At 67.3% G+C, this 23878-nt stretch carries 20 protein-coding genes; 7 read left to right on the plus strand and 13 right to left on the minus strand.

Annotated elements, in window-relative coordinates; all coding sequences use genetic code 11:
- Positions 1-753 (plus strand): TerD family protein (locus tag AC5Y47_RS20555; RefSeq protein WP_499946100.1); only part of this gene is annotated, 753 nt, incomplete at its 5' end.
- A 188-nt stretch (positions 754-941) separates the two neighbouring features.
- On the opposite strand, the gene grpE is transcribed toward AC5Y47_RS20555, so the two are convergent.
- Positions 942-1406, minus strand: a complete 465-nt coding sequence (gene grpE, locus AC5Y47_RS20560) for a nucleotide exchange factor GrpE (RefSeq protein WP_499946101.1) — start codon at positions 1404-1406, stop codon at positions 942-944.
- Between the two features lie 45 nt (positions 1407-1451).
- Here grpE and AC5Y47_RS20565 point away from each other — a divergent pair, with 45 nt between their 5' ends.
- Both AC5Y47_RS20565 and AC5Y47_RS20570 read left to right on the plus strand, forming a co-directional pair.
- The gene (locus AC5Y47_RS20565; protein WP_499946102.1) at positions 1452-3143 is read left to right on the plus strand and encodes an Hsp70 family protein; all 1692 of its coding nucleotides are present in this window, start codon (positions 1452-1454) and stop codon (positions 3141-3143) included.
- A 5-nt stretch (positions 3144-3148) separates the two neighbouring features.
- Positions 3149-5239, plus strand: a complete 2091-nt coding sequence (locus AC5Y47_RS20570; protein WP_499946103.1) for an Ig-like domain repeat protein — start codon at positions 3149-3151, stop codon at positions 5237-5239.
- 1 nt (position 5240) lies between these two features.
- Here AC5Y47_RS20570 and AC5Y47_RS20575 read toward each other — a convergent pair whose 3' ends face one another.
- Positions 5241-5987, minus strand: coding sequence for an alpha/beta fold hydrolase (locus AC5Y47_RS20575; RefSeq protein WP_499946104.1), 747 nt, complete (start codon positions 5985-5987; stop codon positions 5241-5243).
- A gap of 92 nt (positions 5988-6079) precedes the next feature.
- On the opposite strand from AC5Y47_RS20575, the gene AC5Y47_RS20580 reads away from it, so the two are divergent.
- Entirely contained in the window at positions 6080-6964 is an 885-nt protein-coding gene (locus AC5Y47_RS20580; RefSeq protein WP_499946105.1) for an HpcH/HpaI aldolase/citrate lyase family protein, read from the plus strand.
- 111 nt (positions 6965-7075) lie between these two features.
- Positions 7076-7306 carry a long chain fatty acid-CoA synthetase Faa4p gene (locus tag AC5Y47_RS20585; RefSeq protein WP_499946150.1) on the plus strand — a complete coding sequence of 77 codons (231 nt, stop codon included), beginning with the start codon at positions 7076-7078 and terminating at the stop codon, positions 7304-7306.
- A 35-nt stretch (positions 7307-7341) separates the two neighbouring features.
- Here AC5Y47_RS20585 and AC5Y47_RS20590 read toward each other — a convergent pair whose 3' ends face one another.
- From AC5Y47_RS20590 to AC5Y47_RS20600, 3 genes are all read right to left on the minus strand, one after another.
- Entirely contained in the window at positions 7342-9855 is a 2514-nt protein-coding gene (locus AC5Y47_RS20590) for a glycogen/starch/alpha-glucan phosphorylase (RefSeq protein WP_499946106.1), read from the minus strand.
- Between the two features lie 129 nt (positions 9856-9984).
- Positions 9985-12198 (minus strand): RNA polymerase recycling motor ATPase HelR, encoded by a 2214-nt coding sequence (helR, locus tag AC5Y47_RS20595; protein WP_499946107.1) that lies wholly within the window; start codon positions 12196-12198, stop codon positions 9985-9987.
- 209 nt (positions 12199-12407) lie between these two features.
- Positions 12408-12734 (minus strand): DMT family transporter, encoded by a 327-nt coding sequence (locus tag AC5Y47_RS20600; RefSeq protein WP_499946108.1) that lies wholly within the window; start codon positions 12732-12734, stop codon positions 12408-12410.
- Positions 12735-12772: 38 nt separating this feature from the next.
- Between AC5Y47_RS20600 and AC5Y47_RS20605 the strand changes: the two genes are divergently transcribed.
- Positions 12773-13207 carry a DoxX family protein gene (locus AC5Y47_RS20605; protein ID WP_499946109.1) on the plus strand — a complete coding sequence of 145 codons (435 nt, stop codon included), beginning with the start codon at positions 12773-12775 and terminating at the stop codon, positions 13205-13207.
- Positions 13208-13216: 9 nt separating this feature from the next.
- Here AC5Y47_RS20605 and AC5Y47_RS20610 read toward each other — a convergent pair whose 3' ends face one another.
- A complete protein-coding gene (locus AC5Y47_RS20610; protein WP_499946110.1) occupies positions 13217-14047 on the minus strand; it encodes an oxidoreductase in 831 nt (276 codons plus the stop codon).
- Positions 14048-14108: 61 nt separating this feature from the next.
- Entirely contained in the window at positions 14109-14381 is a 273-nt protein-coding gene (locus AC5Y47_RS20615) for a hypothetical protein (protein WP_499946111.1), read from the minus strand.
- Between the two features lie 189 nt (positions 14382-14570).
- Here AC5Y47_RS20615 and AC5Y47_RS20620 point away from each other — a divergent pair, with 189 nt between their 5' ends.
- The gene (locus AC5Y47_RS20620) at positions 14571-15260 is read left to right on the plus strand and encodes an MspA family porin (RefSeq protein ID WP_499946151.1); all 690 of its coding nucleotides are present in this window, start codon (positions 14571-14573) and stop codon (positions 15258-15260) included.
- Between the two features lies 1 nt (position 15261).
- Here the strand turns inward: AC5Y47_RS20620 and lipL are convergent, their stop codons facing one another.
- The 6 genes from lipL to AC5Y47_RS20650 all read right to left on the minus strand — a co-directional run bounded on the left by lipL (position 15262) and on the right by AC5Y47_RS20650 (position 23784).
- Positions 15262-16509 carry an esterase/beta-lactamase LipL gene (gene lipL, locus AC5Y47_RS20625; RefSeq protein ID WP_499946112.1) on the minus strand — a complete coding sequence of 416 codons (1248 nt, stop codon included), beginning with the start codon at positions 16507-16509 and terminating at the stop codon, positions 15262-15264.
- Positions 16510-16680: 171 nt separating this feature from the next.
- Positions 16681-17559 carry a polyphosphate kinase 2 gene (ppk2, locus tag AC5Y47_RS20630; protein ID WP_499946113.1) on the minus strand — a complete coding sequence of 293 codons (879 nt, stop codon included), beginning with the start codon at positions 17557-17559 and terminating at the stop codon, positions 16681-16683.
- A gap of 43 nt (positions 17560-17602) precedes the next feature.
- Positions 17603-19129: an Hsp70 family protein gene (locus AC5Y47_RS20635; RefSeq protein WP_499946114.1), complete on the minus strand. Its 1527-nt coding sequence runs from the start codon at positions 19127-19129 to the stop codon at positions 17603-17605.
- 36 nt (positions 19130-19165) lie between these two features.
- Entirely contained in the window at positions 19166-21418 is a 2253-nt protein-coding gene (locus AC5Y47_RS20640; protein ID WP_499946115.1) for a carbon starvation CstA family protein, read from the minus strand.
- A gap of 85 nt (positions 21419-21503) precedes the next feature.
- The gene (locus tag AC5Y47_RS20645; RefSeq protein ID WP_499946116.1) at positions 21504-23027 is read right to left on the minus strand and encodes an ATP-dependent DNA ligase; all 1524 of its coding nucleotides are present in this window, start codon (positions 23025-23027) and stop codon (positions 21504-21506) included.
- A gap of 49 nt (positions 23028-23076) precedes the next feature.
- Positions 23077-23784 carry a Crp/Fnr family transcriptional regulator gene (locus AC5Y47_RS20650; RefSeq protein ID WP_499946117.1) on the minus strand — a complete coding sequence of 236 codons (708 nt, stop codon included), beginning with the start codon at positions 23782-23784 and terminating at the stop codon, positions 23077-23079.
- Positions 23785-23878: the final 94 nt, after the last annotated feature.

The following is a 23878-nucleotide window of genomic DNA, read 5'->3' on the forward strand; positions in this document are numbered from 1 at the left end:
CCGAACCCGTACCCGCCGCCGCCGTCGTCGTACCCGCCGCCTCCGCCGCCGCCGTCGTCGTACCCGCCACCCCCGCCGCCGCCACCGCAACACCCGCCCTACCAGCAGGCACCGCCGAGTCAACCCGGCGTCAGTCTGTCCAAAGTGACCCTCACCAAGCAGGCGCCGACGGTCTCGTTGAGCAAGGGCGGCGGCGCGTCCGGCGTCATCCGGGCCAACCTGAACTGGACCCAAAGGCAAAGTGGCGGTGGGTTTTTCAAGCGCCTGGCGGCAAGCGGGGGAGACGTCGACCTGGACCTGGGCTGCCTGTTCGAGTTCGTCGACGGCGACAAAGGTGTGGTGCAGGCGCTCGGCAACCAGTTCGAGGTGAGCCCGCTCTCGGGTGGCCGGAAGATCATCTGGCTGTCCGGTGACGACCGCTCCGGCGCCAGCCAGGGCGGTGAGGACCTGTTCATCGACCTGTCGCAGGCCAGCCACATCCGCCGAATCCTCATCTTCGCCTACATCTACGAAGGCACCCCGAACTGGGCCGCCGCCAACGCGGTGGTGACGGTCTTTCCGCAGGCCGGGCCGCAGATCGAGGTGCGACTCGACGAGCACGACCCGGGCTCGCGGATGTGCGCCATCGCGATGCTGACCAACAACAACGGCGATATCACCGTCAACCGCGAGGTCCGCTACATCCGTGGCGGCCAGTCGTTGTTGGACCGCACCTACGGGTGGGGCATGGATTGGACCCCCGGCCGTAAGTGACCGTTGAGCTTCAACGCTGGACTTTCATTGTGAATCCTGGACTTTGCGCGGGATGCCTGGGCGGGATCCCACCGCTTCACACCCAAAGCCGCGGAACCGCGGTCTCGGTCCCACGAGTGTCCGCAAATGTACGGCCGGGCACCGATTTTCTGGCATTTTGGGGACCCTCGTGCACAGAACGGCCTCACCTAGGCCCGCTGCCGGTACACCGCAACCCGCGCGGGCCGTACCGTGCGTCCGACGGCCGTGACCCGTAGCCCCGGTGTGAGAACCTCGACGACCAGCCGGTCCTGGGACGCCGAATCGGTCGCCCGGACCTCGACCGCATCCATCGTCGCGGGATCGAAATCCGCCCCCACTGCAGGCATCAGGATTTCGCCGCCGCGCCCGACGATCAGCCGCTCCAGGCCCGCCCCGATGGCGTGGAACGCCGAGCGCTCCCGATTGGTACGTGACGTCGCCGCGCACGCGGTTGCATCGGAGTACAACGCGAACAGCTCCACCAACAGCGGGACGTCCGCCCCGGTGCTGTCCTTCGCTAGGCGGCGCGTTTCCTCGGCGACGCGGTCGATGCTGGCGGACTGCCGCCGCACCGCGCGACCCAGGTCGTCGAGGCGCTCGACTATCGCGGCTTGCACGTCATCCTCGGCCACGGCCATTGATAGTACTGAGACGACGTCCTCGCTACGCTTCCGATCGTGACGATTCACGGGATCGACCTCGGGACAACGAACTCCGCGATCGCCCGGACGGGCCGCGACGGGGCGCCGGAAGTCTTGAGCGGTTTCACCGGTGATCTCACCACGCCCTCGGTCGTCCTGTTCGCCTCCCACGACGAGTACCTCGTCGGCGAAGGGGCCCGTCGCCAGGCCCGCCTCGACCCCGAGCGCGTGTGCACGTTGGTCAAGCGCAGGATGGGCGACGCCGACTGGCGGTTCGTCGCGCACGGCAACGCGTGGTCCGCGCCGGCTGTCTCGGCCCTGATCCTGCGCAGCCTCATCGCCGATGCCGAGTACGCCACCGGCGAGCCCGTGCGCAAAGCCGTCATCACGGTGCCCGCCTACTTCGGTGACGAGGAACGCCGCGCAACGGTGCTCGCCGGCACACACGCCGGGATCGACGTCGCCGGCGTGCTGTCCGAGCCCATCGCGGCGGCACTGTCCTACGGGTTCGGGCGCCTGGACGGCCAGCCCAACATGACCAAGGACGGCCCCCGGGAGACGGTGCTGGTCTACGACCTGGGCGGGGGCACCTTCGACGCGACCGTCATCGAGCTCGCCGACCGCCGGATCACCGTCCTGGCGGTCGAAGGCGACCACCAGCTCGGCGGCGCCGACTGGGACGAGCGGCTCGCACTGCACCTGTCCCGGCGGTTCTGCGACGCCAACCCCAACGCCGAAGACCCGCTGGACGACTCCGCCGGCAGCCAGGAACTCGTGCTGGCGGCCGAGCGCGCCAAACAAGAACTCTCCGACCGCGACGCAACCCAGGTCATCGTGGCCCACGACGGCGCCCGCGCGGTCGTCGACGTCACCCGCAAAGACCTCGAGGACATGACCTCGACCCTGCTGCGTCGCACCCTGGACCTCACCCGCGACTGTCTGGCCGCTGCCCGGCGCCGCGGCGCCGACGCCGTCGACCGCATCCTGTTGGTCGGTGGCTCGTCCCGGATGCCCGCCGTCGCCGCGGCGTTGCGCGCCGAGTTCGGGCTGCGACCGGAACTGTCCGACCCGGAGCTGTCGGTGGTGCGGGGCGCCGCCCTGTACGGCGAAAAACTCGAGATGGAACGCATGGTCGCCGACGACCTGGTCACCCGCGGCCGGTTGGCGCCGGGTGCGCTGCCGGAGGACGCCAGGCCCAGTGACCTCAACGACGCGTGCGGGCGGGTCGCCGACGCCTACGACCTGCCGCTGGCGCAGGTCCGCAGGGCGGTGCTGATCCGGGTGGACACCGTGGTTTCCCGCGGCTTCGGCGTTCTGGCGCTCAGCGACCAGAGCATGTCGCTGGAGGCGACCTGGCTGGTGCTGCGCAACGACCCGCTGCCGATCCGCGTACACCGCAGCTTCGGAACGGTCCGTGACGACCAGGACGCGATCCGCCTCGTCGTGGTCGAGCAACAGGGCCAGGTGGCGTCGTCGCGGCCGGAGGACGCGAAGGTGCTGATCGGCGGCATGATCGAAGGCATCCCGCCCGGCTTCGGCGAAGGCAGCGAGGTGCGCATCACCTTCGAGATGGGCTTCGACGGCGTCCTGCAGGTGACGGCCCGCCACGTCGAAGCCGACATGCCGCTGGTGTTGACCGCGGAGACCGGCGCGACGATGTCAGCGGCGGAGGTCGAGCGGGAGCGGCAGCAGGTTCAGCGTTCGCGGCGGCGGGACGTCGGACGGTGATCTGAGTGACAGCAAGCCTGCCTCCATTCGAATCGAACGCCTACCGCAAGCGGGTGCTGGCCGCGGTCGAGGCGCGCGGCGGCCCGCAGGCCTCAGACCCCTTCGAGCTCTACGACCTCCCGCTGGAGAGCGTCGAACAGCTGACCAATGCCGACGTCGCCGAACGCGTGGCTGAAGTCTGGGCGTTCTGGCAGCGCCAGCGCGACCACCCCAAGTACCGGGTGCTGGTCGCCGCGCTGCTGGCCGCGCACGACGCCAACAGTGCGGTACTGCTCGACGCGCAATCCCGGGCCGGGCTGGTCGGCCGGGTGCGACAGCAGCGCGAAGGGCAGGACGCCGCCCGCTACGAACTCTTCGACGCCGCGGTGTCCGCGCTCGTCGCCCGGCATGGTGGCATACCGCACGAAAAGCTCAGCCAGCTGGAAAAAGTGGGCTCCGACGCGGGCCTGACCGAAACCGAAGTCGCCGCCCGTCTGCGCCGGCACCGCGTCGTCGGCGCGCCCGAAACTGCGGCGACGCCCACCCACGAACTCGTTCCCGAACACCGGCGCCGCCAGATCCGCGCACTGCTGGACGAACTGGGCCGCATCTGGGAGTCCCCGCCGCCGGTGACCCTGTTCGCGTTGCTGGGATGCGGGCCGGATGTCGACGGCACCGAACTCGCCGCCCGGGCAGCCGCGTGGCGGGCGCGGGCGCGCGAGCTGCCTTCCGACCGGTTGCGCACGGTCATCGACGAGCTTCTCGTGCACATCGGTGACCTGCTGGAATCCGATCCCGCGCTGCGCGAGGCATACCTGGATGGCGTGGCTTGGGACTCGATGGACAAATTGCGTCCCCGGGTACGCGCGGCCGTCCTGGTCGAGGACCGGCTGACCGTGGACGACCACGCCCACCTGGTGACCGAGGCCGTCGACCTGGGTTTGGACGCCGGGCGGGCCTCGCGGGTGCTTTCGGCGCTGGCGGCCGAGTTCGGCGTGCCAGTCGACACGGCGCCACCGGCCGCGCGGCGTGACGAGCCGGCACCGCGCCCCCGGCAGCATGACCCGCCCTGGTCAGCACCCTTGCGTGCCGCGCGCAAAGCACTGCGGTCGGGCCGGCCGGTACAGGCTCAATCCCTGGCCGAGGAGGCCCGACGACACGCGTTGCCGGAGCGGCAGCCCTCTATCACCGCGGTGGTCGACGAGATCGAATCCGTTCTTGCCGATGCGCGTCTGCGCTGGCGGGCGGCCTCGGCGGCGCTGCAGGCGCGCAGGTATGCCGAGGTGGCCGACCACCTCGAGCACCTGACCCGGGTCGCCGCCGACCTGCCGGATCCCGGCGGCGCCGTCGACGCCGAGCGGGCACTGGCCGACGCCCGCGCCGCCGTCGCCGAAGCCGACCGGCTCGTCGATGCCGCAAGCGCAGGACCGGAGGCATCGCGCACGGCCCAGCTGGCGGCCGCGCTCGACGCATGCCCCGCGCACCCGGGCGCTCTGGCGGCGATGGCCACGTTGCCGTTGGGCGGTCCCGCCCGCGTTGCCGCGCAACGCAGCGCCGGTGGCGACGTCACGGTCAGCTGGGTACCGTCGCCGGACCCCGGCGTCACCTATAAAGTCACCCGGCTCGATCCCGGCGACATCTGGCGCACGGTCGGGCGGACGGTCGCCACCTCGATCACCGACGGCGGTGCGCCGCCCGGTCCGGGCATCCCGGTATACGCCGTCGTCGCGCTGCACACCGGGCGGAGCTCGGCGCAGGCTCGCTCCGACGCTGCTGTGCCGCACCGGGATCGGTCGGGACGGCCGGTGGTGACGCCGCCGTCTGAAACGGCGCCGCCCCAGCCGGACGGCCCGCCCGTGCCGCGCGATGTCCGTGCACATCGCGGCACCGACGGGAGCGTGCTGGTCTCCTGGTCGGCGCCGGAGAGTCCCGGCGAGGTCGAATACCAGGTCGCGCGGCGCGCCGCGGACGGACACTGGCGAGTCGTCGGCCGCACGCGGGCCACCTCGATCGAGGACGGCGGCGCACCCGACGGCCCGTTACCTCTTTACGGCGTGGCGGCACGCGGCCGCGACGGCACCTCGGAGCGAGCGGTGTCGACGCCGTCGGCGAGCTAGTTCAGCGCAGGTCTTCCCAGAACCCGCTCAGGGCGGCGGCGGCGCGGGCCGGGTCCTCCAGCATCCACCAATGTCCAAGTCCGGCAAGCACTTCCGTACGGGCTCCGGCGCGGTCCGCGGCGCGCCGGCGGATCTGTTCGGAGCCGACGTAGGTGTCTTCGGTCGCCAGTATCGACAGTCCGGGACGCACTGCCGCATTCTCGAGGTCACGTCCGGCCTCGGCTACCGCCGGTTGAGCGGCCGAACGGTAGAGCAACAGAATGGCCCGACCCATCTCCGGGCCTTGTGCCTGGGCAAGCGCCGTGGCGATGTCTGGGGTGATGCCGAGCCCGGCCAGCTGGGCGGCCCGTTCCTCGACGGTTCCGGCCATCATCGTCTCGACGAGTTGTTCGCCGGCCTCCGGTGTCTGCCACACCTGCGCAAGGTCGTGCCAGACGTAGTCGGCGTCGAACACACCGAGGATGTCGCTGACCCAGCTGCGTACCAGTTCGGGTCGGTGCATCACCAGATTCAGCACATGGCCGCCGCCCCAGTCGTGACCGACGAGATCGACCGGTTCGCCGATCCGATCCAGCTCTCCTTCCAGCCAGTCGCGGTAGGCCAGGAAGGTCGCCGGGAAATCGTCCGGCAGCGGTGCGCCGAACCCCGGTGGGGAGAGCAACACCACGTCCTCGCGCCCGAGCGCCTCGACCAGCGGCCCCCAGATCGCCTTGGTCTCGGGATTGCCATGTACGAAGACGACTGTCATCGGCCTACTCCTCATGCGCGCGGGATGTGGTCTTACAGCTTGCCTTACGCTACTGATGCCCCCCGCTATGACGACAGAAAGCGATTGAACTCATGGCGCCGACGCTGCGCCCGCGCCGATCCGCCCTCTACCTGCCCGGCAACAACGCCCGGGCGCTGGAGAAAGGCAAGTCGCTTCCGGCCGACGTCCTGATCTTCGACCTCGAGGACGCCGTCGGGCCCGACGCGAAAGCCGACTCACGGCGCAAGGTCTGCACCGCCGTGGCGTCCAAGCAGTACCGGCCCCGTGAAGTCGTGGTGCGCGTCAACGGCCTCGAGACCGACTGGCACGACGACGATTTCGTCGCCGTTGCCGAGTCAGGCGCCGACGGGGTGTTGGTGCCGAAAGTCGAGACAGGCCAACAGGTCCGAGGTTTGGCCGCCCGCCTGGACGAGTTGGGTGCACCGAAATCCTTGCAGCTGTGGGTGATGGTGGAGACCCCCCGGGCTTTTCTGCGGATGGAGGAGGTCGCCTCGGCCAGCGAGCGCCTGACTGCCCTGGTGGTCGGCACCAACGACCTGGTCAACGAGCTGCACGGTCTGCATGTGGCCGGGCGCACCCCCGTGCTGCCCGCATTGACCATGGCCGTGCTGGGCGCGCGTGCCGGCGGAAAAGTCGTGCTGGACGGCGTGTTCAACGCCATCAAGGACGAAGAAGGATTCAAGGCCGAGGCGCGGCAGGGCCGCGAGCTGGGATTCGACGGTAAGACCCTGATCCACCCGTCGCAGGTCGGTCCCGCCAACGAGATTTTCGGACCCTCAGACGCCGAAGTGGCCGACGCCCACAAGATCGTCGAGGCCTATGAGCAGGCGCAGGCCGCCGGTGAGAGCGTCATCACCGTCGACGGCCGGATGATCGAGAGCCTGCACGTGCGCGACGCCCAGCGCATCCTGGCCCTGGCCGATCGCATCGCCGAATTGGAGTCGCAGACCGGGTAGGGCGGTTCGATTAGGTATTGCCGGCGAATCGGATTACTCTTGCGCGCGGTCCGTCATCGACTCAGGAACACACCCATGCCTCTTCAGCCCACTCTGCGGCGCCCGCATTCGGTGCGCAGGGTTCGTGCCTCGCGTACGAATTGCGTAACGGTCGGTCAGTGCTTCGACATCGAGATCATCCGTGAAGCAGACGGATGGACGATCCGGATACCGGAGGTCGGCGGGGTCGCCTACGCCGCCCACCGCACCGCGGTGGAATTGGCGGCACGCAGGTGCATCGCCAGCCGGACCGGCATCCCGATCGGCTACGTGTCGGTATTCGTCACACACGAGATCGGCTGAAGTGCTTCTGCGCTAACGGTTTTCGGCGCGCCGCGTCAGATCTTCACCGTCAGCGGCCAGACCTTCCAGATGTCGTCGCAGTACTCGGCGATCGCGCGGTCGGACGAGAACTTGCCGCTGCGTGCGGTATTGAGGATCGACATCTTCGTCCACGCGTCCCGGTCCTGCCAGGCCGCGCTGACACGCTCCTGGCACTCCACGTACGACGCGAAATCGGCGCACACCAGGAAAGAGTCGTGGTAACGCAGGTTGTCCACCAGCGGGCGGAACACCTCGGGGTCGCCGTGTGAGAACATCCCGCTGTCGATGAGATCCAGCACCGCGCTGAGTTCTTCGTTGCTGTCGATGTAATCCGCCGGCCGGTAGCCGCCGGCCTTGAGCGCCTCGACCTCCTGCACGGTCAGACCGAACAGGAAGAAGTTCTCCGCACCGGCCTCCTCGCGGATCTCGACGTTGGCCCCGTCGAGCGTGCCGACGGTCAGGGCGCCGTTGATCATGAACTTCATGTTCCCGGTGCCCGAGGCCTCCTTGCCGGCCGTGGAGATCTGCTCGGACACATTGGCGGCCGGATAGATCAAGTGCGCGTTCTGAACGTTGAAGTTCGGGATGAACGCCACCTTGAGGAACTTGTTGACCTCCGGGTCGTTGTTGATCGTCTCGGCGACGGCGTTGATCAGCTTGATGATCCGTTTGGCCAGGAAGTATCCCGGAGCCGCCTTGCCGCCGAAGATGAACGCCCGCGGCGGAATCGCGAGTCCAGGGTTCTGCTTGAGCCGGTAATAGAGCGCGATGATGTGCAGGACGTTGAGATGCTGGCGCTTGTACTCGTGGATGCGCTTGACCTGGATGTCGAATATCCACTCCGGGTTGAGCTCCACGCCGGTCGCTGACCGGATGAACGCGGCGAGACGAGCCTTGTTGGCGCGCTTGATGTCCCGCCACTGTTCCCGGAACGCGGGTTTGTCGGCGAACTGTTCCAACCCGCGCAACTGGTCGAGGTCCTTGAGCCAGCCCTCGCCGATGGTGCGGTCCAGCAGTTCTCGCAGCCCGGGGTTGGCCAGCGCCAGGAAGCGGCGCGGTGTCACGCCGTTGGTCTTGTTGCTGAACCGCTCCGGCCACATCTCGTAGAAGTCTTTGAGCACACTGTCTTTCAGTAGTTCCGAGTGCAGCGCGGCGACGCCGTTGACGGCGTGGCTGCCCACGGTGGCGAGGTGGGCCATCCGGACGTGCTTGCCGTGATTTTCACCGATGATCGACATCCTGCGCACCCGGTCCGCGTCGCCGAGGAACTTGATGCGTACCTCGTCGAGGAACCGGCGGTTGATCTCGTAGATGATCTCCAGGTGGCGGGGCAACGACTGGCCGAAGATCTCCAGCGGCCAGGTCTCCAGCGCCTCCGGCAACAGGGTGTGGTTGGTGTAGGCGAAGGTCGCGACGGTGATCTGCCACGCCTCCTCCCATTCCAGTTGGCGCTCGTCGATCAGTAGCCGCATCAATTCTGCGACGCCGATCGACGGGTGAGTATCGTTGAGCTGCAAGGCAAATCGTTGCGGTAACTCACGGACGGAGACGTCGGCCAGATCGTCCATGATGTGCAAGACGTGTTGCAGCGAGCAGGACACGAAGAAGTGCTGCTGCAGCAGGCGTAGCCGTTTGCCGGCCTCCGGCTCGTCGTTGGGGTACAGCACCTTGGTGACCGTCTCGGAGGTGACTTCGTCCTCGACCGCCTTGTAGTAATCGCCGGTGTTGAAGGCATCCAACGCAAACGACTTGACCGCACGCGCGCTCCACAAGGTCAGCACGTTGCAGGTGTTGACGCCGTAGCCCTGGATGGGCGTGTCGTATGCGACGCCTTTAAGCAGCAGGCCCGGCACCCAGCGGGCGTGGTCGCGGCCGGTGTCGTCGGTGTAGTGCTCGACGTGACCGGCCCACTTGACCAGGTAGTTGACGTCGGGTTTGGCTATCTCCCAAGGGTTTCCGCTGTCCAGCCAGTTGTCGGTCTGCTCCACCTGCCAGCCGTCGTGGATCTCCTGGTCGAAGATGCCGAACTCGTAGCGGATGCCGTAGCCGATCGCCGGACGCTCGAGGGTGGCCAGCGAGTCCAGGTAGCAGGCGGCCAGGCGGCCCAGGCCGCCGTTGCCCAGGCCGGGCTCCTCCTCGCACGCCAGCACCTCGTCGTAGTTCTGGCCCATCGCCGACAGCGCGGACTTGGCCGCCCGCTCCATGCGCAGATTCAGCAGATTGTTACCCAGTTGCGGCCCCATCAGGAACTCCGCCGACAGATAACAGGTGACCTTGCGGCCGAGGTCGAGCGAGACCTGCGTGGAAGCCACCCGACGGTCCTGCATGCGGTCGCGTACGGCCAAAGCGAGTGCGCGGTAGTAGTGCTCGGGCCGCAGAGCGGCGGCGGGGCGGCCGATCGAATAACGCAGGTGGTCGGCGATGGCGCGCTGCAGCGCCGCCGCGCCCATACCGGTGCGCGAGTACTCGATCAACTCTGAGCGCGCGGCGGGCACCTCGTCGGAGGGTCTGCGGTCGAGATCGGTCATTTCGAGTCCCTTCGCTCGAGAAAATCAGCGCACCCACCTACCCGGCGCCGGGCAGAAAGTCAGCCTGGCAGCGATGTTTGCACAACCGGCGGGTTATTGCCGTCCGAAACGTGAACGCCACATCACGTCTTATGACGCGTCCGCTGCTGCGACCAGCCCGCGCAGGGCCCGCGGCAACGGGTCCTGATGCACGATCCCCAGACGCTGAGTGGCGCGGGTGAGGGCGACGTAGAGTTCGGCCGCCCCCCGCGGACCCTCGGCGAGAATTCGCTGCGGGTCCACCACGAGAACGGCGTCGAATTCCAGACCCTTCGACGCCGACGGGATCACCGCGCCCGGCACGCCGGGCGGACCGATCACCACGCTGGTGCCGTCGCGGTCCGCCTCGCTCCGGACGAAATCGTCGACGGCAGAAGCTAGTTCGTCCTCCCTGACCTGCCTGGACCAGGGTGGTATGCCGCAAGAGCGGACCGACTCCGGCGGCGCGATGTCGGGTGCGAACTGTGCGAGCAGTGCGGCGGCGACGGTCATGATCTCTGCTGGAGTCCGGTAGTTCATCGACAGCGACCGGTACACCCACCGGCCGGGTACGTAAGGGTCCAGCATTTGTGTCCACGATGTCGCGCCGGCAGCGGAGCGGCGCTGCGCCAGATCGCCGACCACGGTGAACGACCGCGCCGGGCAGCGTCGCATCAGCACCCGCCAATCCATTTCGGACAACTCTTGGGCTTCGTCGACCACGACGTGCCGGTAGGTCCAATTACGGTCCGCCGCAGCGCGTTCGGCCAGTTCACGCAGGTCGCGTTCGACGAACCGTTCGGCCAGATCCTCCCCGTAAAGCAGGTCCTGGGCCAGCAGCTGGTCCTCGTCGTCCATCAGATCCTCGCGGCTGACCATCAGATCGAGTACCCCGGCGGCGTACGCGGCCTCCTCGCGCTGCTCCTGTTCGGCGACCCGTCGAGCGCGCTCGGCAGCCACCTTGTCGATGCCCAACAGGTCGGTCAGTTCGTCGAGCAGCGGCACGTCCGACACCGTCCAGGCGTCGCCGACATCACGCAACAACGCCGCATCGGCACCCGCTGCGCGCAGCATGTCGGGGGATTCCAGCAACGACGCCAACAGTTCTTCGGGTGTCAGGATCGGCCAGAGCTCGTCGAGCGCGGCGGCGAACGCGGCGCTGTCGGCGAGTTCCTCGATCAGGTCCTCCCGCAACGCTTCCCACGCACCGGTGTCCGACCGGGACAACCAGCCGCGGCCGATCTTGGCGATCGCCCGCTCGGTCAACACCCAGGTGATCACATCGGTGAACGCCGCGCGGGCCTCGTTGTGCGGCAGTTTGGTTGCACGCGCCTCCTCCCGGGCCCACTGCGCCGTCTCGGCGTCGATGCGCACCGTGACGTCGGACAGCTTGATCGGCAACGGTTCCTGCGGCAGACCCTGCCGCTGGGAAATCGCGGTGGCGAGCACGTCGAGGATCTGTAGCGAGCCCTTCAGGCGCCCGGCGTCCGGGGAGTCCTCAGCGGTCACCCGCAGACCGGGCACCAGGTCGCCGGCGGTCATGAACACCACCGTGGACTCGCCGAGCGACGGCAGCACCTGACTGACGTGGTCCAGGAAGGCCGGGCTGGGCCCGATCACCAGCACACCGTGACGCTCCATCCGTTCCCGCTGCGTGTACAGCAGGTAGGCAACGCGGTGCAGTGCCACCACCGTCTTGCCGGTGCCCGGACCACCCTCGATGACCAGGACGCCGGAGTGGTCGAGTCGGATGATCTCGTCCTGCTCGGCTTGGATCGTGGCCACGATGTCGCGCATCCCGGCGCCGCGCGGTGCGTTGATGGCCGCGAGTAATGCTGCGTCGCTTGAGGTTCCGCGCGCACCGTCGACTGTTGGCGATCCGGGCCGGCCGAGTACCTCGTCGGTGTAATCGACCACCCGGCGGCCGCGGGTGCGGAACTGACGACGCAGCCGCATGCCCTCCGGATTCGCCGCGGTGGCGGTGTAGAACGCTCGCGCCGCCGGAGCGCGCCAGTCGAGCAACAACGGTTCGTATTCGTCGTTCTCGTCGAACAGGCCGATGCGACCGACGTAGGAGCGCTTCCCCGAGACGTCGTCCAACCTCCCGAAACAGAGGCCGTCGTCGGCGACGTCGAGTCGCTTGGTCCGCTTGGCCAGCGCGCGCAACTCGACATCACGGTCCATGGGCTCGCCCTCGGCTCCCAGCGCGGCACTGTATCTGGCCCTGGCGCGCGCACGTTCGTCGTCCAGCCGTGCATACAAGCTGTCGACGTAGGTCTGCTCCGACCGCAGTTCGTCTCGGTATGTCGTCTCCCGGTCCTGCAATGCGCGTCCCCTCGTCGATGGCTCGGCCAGCGATTGTGCGGCATCACCCCGGCCTTGTCGCAAGCCCCCGGTCCCGGGTTATGGTGGAACGGGAGCCCCCACAACGTCGCCGAGTCTGATTCGTGGGCGGCAGATCGGCCCGAAAACCGCCCTGTGTTCAGTTTCGGCGATGCGCCGATCAGCTGCGGAAGGCACGGTGCCACGTCGGGTCAATGAGCGCCCGACACGTTCAGCGTGATCACACCGGCGACGATCAACACGACGCCCGCCACCTTCGCCACCGAGATCGGTGAACCCAGAAACATCACCGCGATCAGCACGATGGCCGCAGTGCCGATCGCCGACCACAGCGCATAGGCGACATCGGTCTGCATACCCCGCGAAATCGAAAGCGACAGCAGCGCAAACGAAATCGCGTAGCCCACCAGGCAGGCCAGGGTCGGCCACAGACGGGTGAAACCGTCGGTGCTCTTGAGCAGACTGGTCGCCCCGACCTCGGCGAAGATGGCGACGAACAGAAAGAGATAGGCGAGCATGAATCCCTATCTACACGACGGACTCGTACCGTAGGTGCATGACGAAGAACCTGACTCACCGCGTGGTCGGCTATTCGCCGGCAGTGCTGAGCCTGTTTCGGCTGGTGTACGGCCTGCTGTTCGCCGGCTTCGGCTCGATGATCCTGTTCGGCTGGCCCGTCTCTTCCGGACATCACACGGATGTGGGCGACTGGCCGGTGTGGTATGCCGGACTGATCGAGTTCGTGACGGGTCTGTTGGTCGCCGCCGGCCTGTTCACCCGCCTCGCCGCGTTCTTCGCCTCCGGCACGATGGCGGTGGCGTATTTCTGGATGCACCAACCCCGTTCGCTGTGGCCGCTCGGTGACCCGCCGGGCGGCAACGGCGGGACCCCGTCGATCCTGTTCTGCTTCGGGTTCTTCCTGCTGGTCTTCATGGGCCCGGGTCGTTACTCGGTCGACGCGCTGCTTTCCGCGAAAAGGCAACGCCGGTAACGAGTTCGGTCAAGCGTCGAGGTCGGTGCTGGTGGTGGTTTGTTCCCACGTCGAGATCTCTTTCGCGCGCCGGTCGGCGATGAAGCGATACGAGAACAGCGCGTCCTGGCCCAGCAGCAGGAACGCCGGCGGTTCGTCGGCTTCGACCGCCGCCACGATCGCCGCGCCGGCCTTGACCGGGTCGCCGACCTGGGCGCCGTGCATGGTGTCGTTCTCCTTGCGCCTACGTCCCGCGGTGTCGGCGTAATCCTCGATGACCGTGGACGTCTGCATTAGCGAGCGGCCGGCGAAATCGGTGCGGAAAGCGCCGGGTTCGATGACGGTGACCGAAATGCCGAGTGGTGCAACCTCGGCGTGCAGCGCTCCGCTCATCCCTTCGACGGCGGCTTTGGCCGCGCAGTAGTAGCCCGAGCCGACCGGCGTCAACTGCACGCCGATCGAGGAGATGTTCACGATCGCGCCGGAGCGGCGCTCCCGCATGCCGGGCAACACAGCCTTGATCATGGCGACGGTGCCGAAGAAGTGTGTTTCGAACAGGGCGCGCACCGCGTCGTCCTCGCCCTCTTCGACCGCGGAGCGGTACCCGTAGCCGGCGTTGTTGACCAGCACGTCGACGCTGTCGAAGCGCTCCTCAGCCTGCTGCAGGGCCGCGGCGATCTGCTCGGGTTCGGTGACGTCCAAAGCCAGCGCCAATACCCGGTCGGGCGTGGCGTCGGCAAGCTCGGTGATGCTGTCTACGTCGCGGGCAGTGACGACGGTGTTGTGGCCGGCGTCGATAACCGCCTCGGCAAGCGCGCGGCCGAGTCCCGTCGAGCAGCCCGTGATCAGCCAGGTGGACAAATCGATGTCCTCTCGAAACTACGAAAAGTGTTGCCCGCCAACCGATAGCCCGGACGCGGCCCTAGAAGCCCATCTTCTGGCACTTCACGGTGCGATTCTGGCAAAACATTCCGCTACCGGTCCAGTCCTTGGCGCCGGGTACGCCGAAGTTGTTGGGCGTATCCGTGGCACGGAAGTCTTGAGTCAGGCCCGGATTGATGATGATCAAATAGTCTTCGACCAACGGTGGGGTCGTATCCTCTGGATCGGCACTGGCGACACCGCTGCCACCGACCAGGGCGGCAACTGTCATCAGGCCGGCGGCGAGTCCCGCAGCAAATTTTCGGAGGCTCATTAGTCGCCCTCTCTGCTTTCTGGCGCGAATCATGGGCCGTGGTCCAGCGTACCCGCCAACGGACGTGCGATCCGAGCTTGCCGAGTCTGCGTCGCAAACCGGCTACAAACGCGCAACAACTCCGCTCGAGTCAACCGGCGGGCGGTTTGGTTGACCGGCGAGGTGCATACCGTGTAGCCCGTGGGGACGATGTCCGCGGTCATTCGTCGTGCTGCGGTTCTCGCTGCCTGTCTCACGCTGTCGACGACGCCACCGCTGGCGACTGCCGATCCCGAGTCGCAGCCGGTTGGCGCCGTGACGTCAGCCGACGGCGCGGTGCCGCCGGGCACGCCCGCCCGAGTGACCACCCCTGACGGTTGGATTCTGGCGCTCGGCGCCAGAGACGAAAGACACGTTCCGGTAGCGCCGCTGACCACCGCGGCGTCGTCTCGCGAATACCTGTCCAGCGGAATCTTCGTCGCATCCCTGGCCGGACCGGAAACTCCGCATGGCGTTCTCGAAGTGGGGTATGAGATCGGCTGCGGAATCGACATGAGCACAGCCAACGGCGTCACGACGGCCAACGGCGGCGGTGGCGGTCCTTCGCTCGGCGCGGTGGTACCGTTCGGCCCCGGTGAGCCGTTTCAACTTCTCCCGTTGGTGAGCGCGCAGTACAACGGCGTGGTCAGCGTCGGTCTCAAACCCGGATTCGTCGTGGTAGTGCCCGTCGTCCGCAAAGAATTCCGAAGCGCCAACCCGTGGATCATGATCAACGAATTCCACATGAAGATCGACGGATGCGTCGGGCAGTCATTCGTCCGCTCGTATTCGACCCTGACCCGCATCACCGACGAATCCGACGTGGTGCTGTCCTACGTCGGTTCCACGAGGGCCGTGTGAGCTACGTGTAGGACGCGCCCAGGTGCGCAACCGGGGTGAACCCGTCGTTGTGCGCGGCCGCCGCGGCGCGCCGAATCGGCAGGATGAGCGGTACGAACAGGATCTGATCCAGCAGGATCGGCGTGATCAACCGGTTGTGCACGAAAGCGAACGAACTCTTGGTGACCGGGTCGGCCCAACCGATGGTGCCGCCGAGGCCGGCGTGTCCATAGCCGCGCAGTAGCCCGGGCACCGGGGAACCGTGGTAGCCGAGGTGAAACGACATCGGTACCACCAGATTCAGATCCGGTCGCAAACTGGTCTTACCCAACAGATCGCGCGCCAATTCCGTTGACAGGAGCTCTGTTTCGTCGATGCGGCCGTCGTTGGCCAGCGCCCCGTACATCCTGGCCAGGCCGCGCGCGGTGACCACAGCGTTCACCGACGGGATCTCGCCGTCGAGCAGGGGAGTGTCACCCTGAATCAGCGACGTGATGCCCGGAACGTAGATCGCGCCCAGGCCGCCGGCCACCGGGAGCTCCGACAACCATGGCGCCAGCCGGTCGAACAAGGGATTGGCGCGGGTCGTCTGCGGAAACATGATCTGCGCGGCCTTGGTGGGTGCGTCGGCGGGCGGCCGCCCCAGGTGCAGACCGTCGGTGTCCAGGGTCTGCGCGATCTCGCTACGGAACAGCTCGCGCATGCTCTTGCCGGTGATGGCGCGGGCCAGGCCCGAGGTCAACCAGCCGTAGGTGAACGCGTGATACGCGGCGCGTCCGGCGTGGCGGTCCACGGGCGCGGCCGCGAGGCGCTCCTCCATCAGCTGGTGGTCGAGCAGTTGTTCCTTGCTCACGCCCTTGAGGTGAGACAGACCGGATCTGTGCCCCAACATGTCGCGGACGGTGATCTGGGATTTGCCGTTGGCGCCGAACTCCGGCCAGTACTGAGCGACCGGCTTGTCGTAGGCCAACTGCCCGCGGTCGACCAGCCGGTGCAGCACGGTGGCGGCGACGCCTTTGCTTGCCGAGAAGACCATCGCGCCGGTATCGGCGGTCCAGGGGACTTCGCCCTCGCGGTCCGACCAGCCCGTCCAGATGTCGACGACCGGCTCGCCGTCGACGTAGACAGCCAGTGATCCGCCGCCGAAGCGTGGATCGCCGTTGAACAACTTGGCGAAGGTGTGAACCGCGCAGGAGAAGCGGGGATCGGCAGCACCATGCACGTGCTCCGGCAGTTCGGTGCCGACGTCGATAACAGTTGGCTGTGTCATGGCAGAACTCCCTCCGTGAGAACGCTATTACCCAATTCGGGGAATTCTATTCTTCTGCGTTAGTGCGTGTCTGCCGCCTGGCGCCTCCACGAGAGTCCGCAAAATGCCAGAAAAGTGGCGCTGCGCCGTACATTTTGGGGCCCCTCACGGGACTGCAACGTGACAGCCGCGTTAGTCCGCCAGGGCTCGGCCGACGATCAGCGGATCGGGCTCGCCGACCAGGTCGTGGTCTTTGTCCTCGTAGTCGAACTTGGCCAGGAAATGACGCATCGCGTTGATGCGGGCGCGTTTCTTGTCGTTGCTCTTGACCACCACCCACGGGGCGAAGTCGGTGTCGGTCGCGTCGAACATCTCCTCTTTGGCCGCGGTGTACTGCTCCCATCGGCGGACGGCTTCGATGTCCATCGGCGAGAACTTCCACTGCTTGACCGGGTCGGCGAGCCGGATTGCGAACCGGGTGCGTTGCTCGGCCGGGGACACCGAGAACCACAGCTTGGTCAGGCTGATCCCGTCGTCGACCAGCATCTGCTCGAACGGCGGTGCCTGCTTCATGAATTCGGCGTGCTGCTCGGCGGTGCAGAAGCCCATCACCTTCTCGACGCCGGCGCGGTTGTACCAGGACCGGTCGAACAGGACGATTTCGCCGGCTGCCGGCAAGTGGGTGACGTAGCGCTGGAAGTACCACTGGGTTTTTTCCCGCTCGCTCGGTTTCTCCAGCGCGACGACCCGGGCGGTCCGCGGGTTGAGATGCTCCATGAACCGCTGGATGGTGCCGCCCTTGCCGGCCGCGTCCCGCCCTTCGAACAAGATGAGGTGCCGGTCGCCGGTTCGCCGGCTGTGGTTCTGCAGCTTCAGCAGTTCGATCTGCAGGCGTCGCTTGAGCCACTCGTACTCGTCACGTGACATGCGCTCGTCGTACGGATAGCGCTCCCGCCAGGTGCTGACCGGATTCCCGTCGCGGTCCAGCAGTACCGGGTCGTCGTCCTCGTCGCCGTCGACGGTGTAGCCGTGTTCGGGAGTGGAAAGGTCCTCCAGGTCGATGTCCACCATCTTTCTGAAACTACCCAGCGGCGTACCGACTCAGCGGGAGGGTTCACAGCCTGGCCGCGGCCCGCCTTTCCAGCCGGAAGGTCCGCCTGTAGCCGGTCGGCCGGGTGGTGACGGTCACCTCGACGGCTCCGCTGGGAGCGACGACGTAACGCTCCTCGACGTCGGGTCCGTCGCTCCAGCGGTCGACCGGCTGGTGCCCGAGGTTGTCCCGGTCGTGCAGCGCGGGATCGAACGGGAAGAAGACGGGATCATACGGCGTGACGTCGCCGTCCGGACGGCCGTCGACCAGACGGCTGCACTCGACGAACCGGAAATGCCCGATGTTGTGCGCCGCGCGATAGCTGCGGTTGACCACCAAGGGCGAGTGGCCGTCGGCCGGAAGCGGGGCGTCCTTGGGCACGATCGGGTCGAACACGACGTCGGCACCGGCCCGGGCCTCCCGGAACACACCGAAGTGCCGCGAAAAGCGCTCGGACAGAACGAAACCGGAATCGGTATCCAGAAAGACCGCGAGGCCGATCGCGGTTGCCGCGAACGGGTGGGGCGACCGCTTGACCCGTTTGTCGCCGAAATTGCTACGCAGCATGCGAGCGACGAGAGGGAAGCTGCCCGCCCCGCCCACCACATAGATGCCGGCCACCTCCGACCACGGCACGTCCCAGCCGTCGCCGGCCGGATCGAGCAGGACCCGCGAGAGCAGGTCGGCGGTCTCGGCCACGAGTGGTGCACACGCCGCGTAGACGTCGTCGATCCCGCAGGAGAACGGCGGCCGGTCGACTCCGTCGACGGCGAGGTCGACCAGGAACCGGCGGGTCTGCGGGCCGACGGCCTCCTTGCGCGCGGCGCACTCCTCCAGCAACAGCTCATAGGCGGCGCCGTCCAGGGGTGGCAGCTTCGATCCGGCCAGGACGAGTTGCGCGATCGCCTCATCGAAGTCGTCACCGCCGAGTCGCTGGATGCCCTCACTGACGACGACCTCGTTGACGTGGCCGGCCATCTTCAGCAGCGAGGCGTCGAAGGTGCCGCCGCCGAGGTCGTAGATGAGCACGTATTCGCGTTTGGCGGTGATGCTGGAGCGGTAGCGGTGAGCGTATTCCAGACCCGCGGCCGACGGCTCGTTCAACAACGCGACGACGTGAAAACCGGCCGCCACGAACGCATCCAGGGTGAGGAAGCGCTGGGCGCTGCTGGCATTGGCGGGCACGCTGATCGCGGCCTCGACGGTGTCGTCGCCCTCGAAGCCGGCGTTGGAGCGGCGCAGCAGGTCGTGTTTGAGCTGGGCCAGGAAACCGGTGAGCAACTCGACCAACGGGTAGCTGCGGCCGGCCAGGCTGACCTGGGTCTGCGGGCCCGCGTCGTTGAGTAGCCGTTTGAACGAGCGCAGCACTTCCCAGTCGGGTTCGTGCCGGACTGCCGCGGCGTCCAGCCCGAACCGCAGTTCTCCGGCGGTGTTGGCGGCGATCAGGGACGGCCAGGTATCGACGCCGTCGAAGGCGACGACCGGGTAATTTCCACGGTCGACGATCGCGGCGACGGTGTGCGTGGTTCCGAAGTCGATACCGACTCTCATCCCGCCCGAGTTTAGAGCCTCGGCGGATTCTCGCGGCTACTTCGGCACAGCATCCGGCGCGTCACGGGCCGCGGGCTGTGCATCCCATTGCCGTTGCACGGCCCGTTCTGCCGCGGTCGCGATCAAGCTTGCGGGTGCGAATCGCTTCGAACTCACCGGTTCGTCTTCGCTCAGTGGCCTGCCGGAACCCCGAATTGCGTTGAAAGACACCGCGACTCCGGCGAAGAAAATCACTATGACCACGGTCGCGAAGACGATCGACAGGGTGCCCTGGATGAAGGTGTTCCTGATGACGGCGTCGAGCTGGTGGGGATCGGACGCCGACCCGAACGCCGACTTGCCGGCCTGTTTTGCGGCGGAGTACTGCGCATGCTGGGTCCAGTAGCCGACGGCAGGATCGGACGAGAAGATCTTCTGCCAGGACGCGGTCAGCGTGACGGCGAGATCCCACAGCAGCGGAATCCCCGGTATCCACACCCATTTCGATCGGCCCGTCTTGACGACGACGACGGTGATCAGCGTGAGCGCGATGGCCGCGAGCAGCTGGTTGGCGATACCGAACAGCGGAAAGAGCGTGTTGATGCCGCCGAGCGGGTCGGTGACACCGAGCAGCAGGATCCCGCCCCAGGCCGCGACCACCACTAGGCTGCAGATCCACGCGCCGGGACGCCAGCTCGCATCACGCATCCGCCGCAGCGGACCTCCGAGATTAGCCAGACCGTCCGAAACGATGAAGCGTGCGACGCGGGTGCCGGCGTCGAGAGTGGTCAGGATGAACAGCGCCTCGAACATGATCGCGAAGTGGTACCAGAACGCCTTGAGACCGCTACCGCCGAACACCCGGTGCAGCATCTCCGACATTCCGAACGCCAGCGTGGGGGCTCCGCCGGTGCGCGAGACGATGGACTGCTCGCCGACGCTGTGTGCCGCCTGGTCGATCTGCGCCGCGGTGGCCGGGCTGCCTGACAGGCCGAGACTGTTGACGTAGCGCGCGGCCCCGGCGGCGGTGTCGTGGGTCTGAGCCGAGGGCGCATTGAGCGTGAAATACAGGTGCTGGTCCAGGATCACCGCGGTGAGCAGCGCCATCACCGCGACGAAGGATTCGGTCATCATGCCGCCGTAGCCGATGAGCCGCATCTGGCCTTCCTTCTCCAGCATCTTCGGCGTGGTGCCCGAGGAGATCAGCGCGTGAAAGCCGGACAGCGCTCCGCAGGCGACGGTGATGAAGAGGAACGGAAACAGGGAACCGGCGAACACCGGACCGTTGCCGCGGGTCGCGAAATGCGAGACCGCCGGCGCGGCGATCGTCGGGTGGGCGATGCAGATGCCCAGCGCCAGCAACGCGACCGTACCGACCTTCATGAACGTCGACAGGTAGTCGCGTGGGGCCAGCAGCAGCCACACCGGCAGCACCGAAGCGGCGAATCCGTAACCGATCAGCAGCCAGCACAGGGTGACCGGCGACAGCGTGAACCATGCCGAGCCCCACTCGGTGTTGGCGACCCAATCGCCGGCTATTACCGCCGTCAGCAACAGGCCGGCGCCGATCGCAGACACCTCGCCGACTCGCCCCGGGCGCAGGAAACGCAGGTAGCAGCCCATGAAGACGGCGATCGGGATGGTCATGGCGATGGAGAACACACCCCACGGGCTCTTGGCAAGCGCTCGCACCACCACCAGAGCCAGCACCGCGATCAGGATCGTGACGATGATCGGCACCCCGACCAGCGCGGCCGTCCCGGCGGTTGCTCCCAGCTCGTCGCGCACCATCTGTCCCAGCGACCTTCCGCGGCGCCGGGTGGAAATCCACAACACCAGATAGTCCTGCACGCAGCCGGCCAGCACCGCACCCAGCACGATCCAGATCGCGCTGGGCAGGTAACCCATCTGCGCGGCCAGCACCGGACCGACCAGCGGACCGGCGCCGGCGATCGCGGCGAAGTGGTGTCCGAACACCACGCGGCGGTCGGTCGGGACGTAATCTGTTCCGTCGTCGAAGATTTCGGCCGGGGTGGCATGGTCGTCGCGCGGGCACACGATCTTCATCTCGACCAGCCGCGCGTAGAAGCGGTAGCCGATCACATAGGTGCACAGCGCCGCCACCACCAACCACACCGCGTTCACGGTCTCGCCCCGCGCGAACGCGACGACGGCCCAGGCTCCGGCCCCGATCAGCGCGACGACGCCGAAAAAGATCTTGTGCCCCAACGTGATCGGGGAGCGGTCAACGATCGCGACGGGCGGTAGGCCGGGCTCGGTGCGGACGTAGCTGATCTGCTGGTCCGCCACGGCGAACTCCTCCCGGAAGGTCTCGCGACTGTGAATCTACCGACGTCCGATCGGCGTGTCCCGTCGTGATCTTCACACTCGGTAGTCAATACAGCGCGCGGACGGCGTCGATGGTGTCGGCCTCGTCGGGGCGTTTGTCGTCGCGGTAGCGCAGCACCCGCGCGAACCGCAGCGCCGCCCCACCGGGGTAGCGGGTTGACCCCTGTACCCCGTCCAGAGCGATCTCGACCACCTGCTCGGGCCTGAGTTGCACGACGTACCCGTCGGTGCCGTCGACGGCGAGCTCGGTGAATCGGGTTGTCTGCCAGTCCAACATGGCATCGGTCATGCCCTTGAAGGTTTTTCCGACCATGACGAATCCGCCGGTGGTCGGGTCCAGCGCGCCCAGATGGATGTTGGACAGCTTCCCGCGGCGGCGCCCCGAGCCCCACTCCACCGCCAGCACCACCAGGTCGAGGGTGTGCACCGGTTTGACCTTCAACCAGCCGGCGCCGCGCCGCCCGGCCTGGTACGGCGCGCCCGGGGCCTTGGCCATCACGCCTTCGTGTCCGGCGGCCAGCGTCGCCTCCAGGAACGCCGTCGCGGCCGCGGGATCGGACGTGGCCAGCCGGTCGACTCGCTGCGAGGCGGGCACCAGCGCGTCCAGCGCCGTCAGCCGGTCGGTGGTCGGCGCGTCGAGCAGGTCCTCGCCGTCGCGGTGCAGGATGTCGAAGAAGAACACCGACAGCGGCTGCTTGGCGCGGGCCGCTTCGACGTCGACGGACCGCCCGAAGCGTGACGCGGTGACCTGGAAGCGGTGCGGACGGTTGTCCGGACGCAGCGCGATCGCCTCCCCGTCGGCGATCAGGTCGTTCACCGGCAGGGCCAGGGTGGCTTCGACCACCTCGGGCAGCCGGGCGGTGACGTCGTCGAGGCTGCGGGTGTAGACGGTGACGGTCGCTCCGGATCTGTGGATCTGCACGCGGGCACCGTCGAGTTTGGCTTCGAAAATGGCTGTGCCACCGTGCTTTTCGAGTGCATCGTCGACGCCGGTGGCGGTTTGGGCCAGCATCGGCCCGACCGGGCGTCCCACCCGCAAGGTGAACGCCTCCAACGAGCCGCCGCTCAGCGCCGCGGCGGCGACCGCCGCCAGCTCCCCACCCAGCATCGCCGCCCGCTGCACCGTGGCGGCCGGCATCGCCGCCGCCTTGGCCACGGCATCGGTCATGATCCCGACCAGCGCGCCCTGGCGCAGTTCGCCGCCCAGCAGTCGCAGCAGGAAGGTCTGTTCGGTCTCGGTGGCGGCGGCGAACAAGCCGGCGATCAGCGCCGCGCGGCGTGCCTGGGACCCCTTGCCCGACACCGCGCCGATCTCGGTGAAAGTGGCATCGACTTCGCCGACGGTCAGCACCGGCTCCGTAGCCGGCGGCGGCAGGGAGCGCAACGACGCCCAGCCGACGCCGATCTGACGCTGCCGTAGTTCACCGGACAGCCATGACACGACGGTGGTGACCAGTTCGGCGTCCGGCGCGGCCCGTCGCAGCAGGTCCGCGATGTGGGCGACCTTCGTCAACCGGGACGAGGTGCCGCCCACGTTGAGCGATGTGCTTGCTACGTCCAGAAGGAGCACGGTGCCGAGCTTGGCACGATGCACCGACAGAGGGCGGCACCGGCTGGGCTCAGTTGAAATGAGTAATGGCGTCGAACTCCGCCTTGACGATGCCGTAACACTCACAAGCAATTCGCCCGAGTTGCTCTGGGTCCTCGATGGAGAGCGACCCGCGGCTGTAACGGATCAACCCCGCCTCTTGGAGGCGTTGCGCGGTCTCGGAGACGGTGGGTCGGTGCACTCCCAGCATCTGGGCGAGGAATTCCTGGGTCAGGAAGAACTTCTCGCTGGCGACCCGGTCGCGAGTGGTCAGCAGCCAGCGCGCCATGCGGGCTCCGGTGTCGTGCGAGCGATTGCAGACCACGTTCTGCGCGATCTGGACCATGGTGGCCTGTGTGAAGCGGTTCAGCAGCGCATGCAGCGCGCCGTCGCGCGCCAGTACTTGGCCGAAGTCGGCAACACTGAGACGTGCAGTGTCGCCTGCGATCTGGCAGAACGCGGATTGTGGACTGCTGGAAGCGCCCAGGAATACCGGAAGCCCGACCATGCCTTCGTAACCGACGGTCGCCACCTCGAGGGCGCCTCGGCCGTCGACCACCGCGATCAGCGAATAGACCGACGACAACGGGAAGTAGATCTCGGCGATGGGTTCGTCCGGCCGGTAGGCCTCCCGTCTGATCTCCGAATGCTCGAATCGCAACCGCTTCTCGATTCGCTCATATTCGTCGTCGGGCAGTTGCGCCAGGATGGCGTTGCGGCGGAAACCGTCTTGACTCATTGGTCTCACTCCTTGTCGCCCGGGATTCCCGGGGGACTACCCGTGTTGCCGCGACTTATGTCAGCCAGCGGACAGAAGGTCTAGGCTTTCCGGT

Source organism: Mycobacterium sp. NGS22, assembly GCF_059813095.1.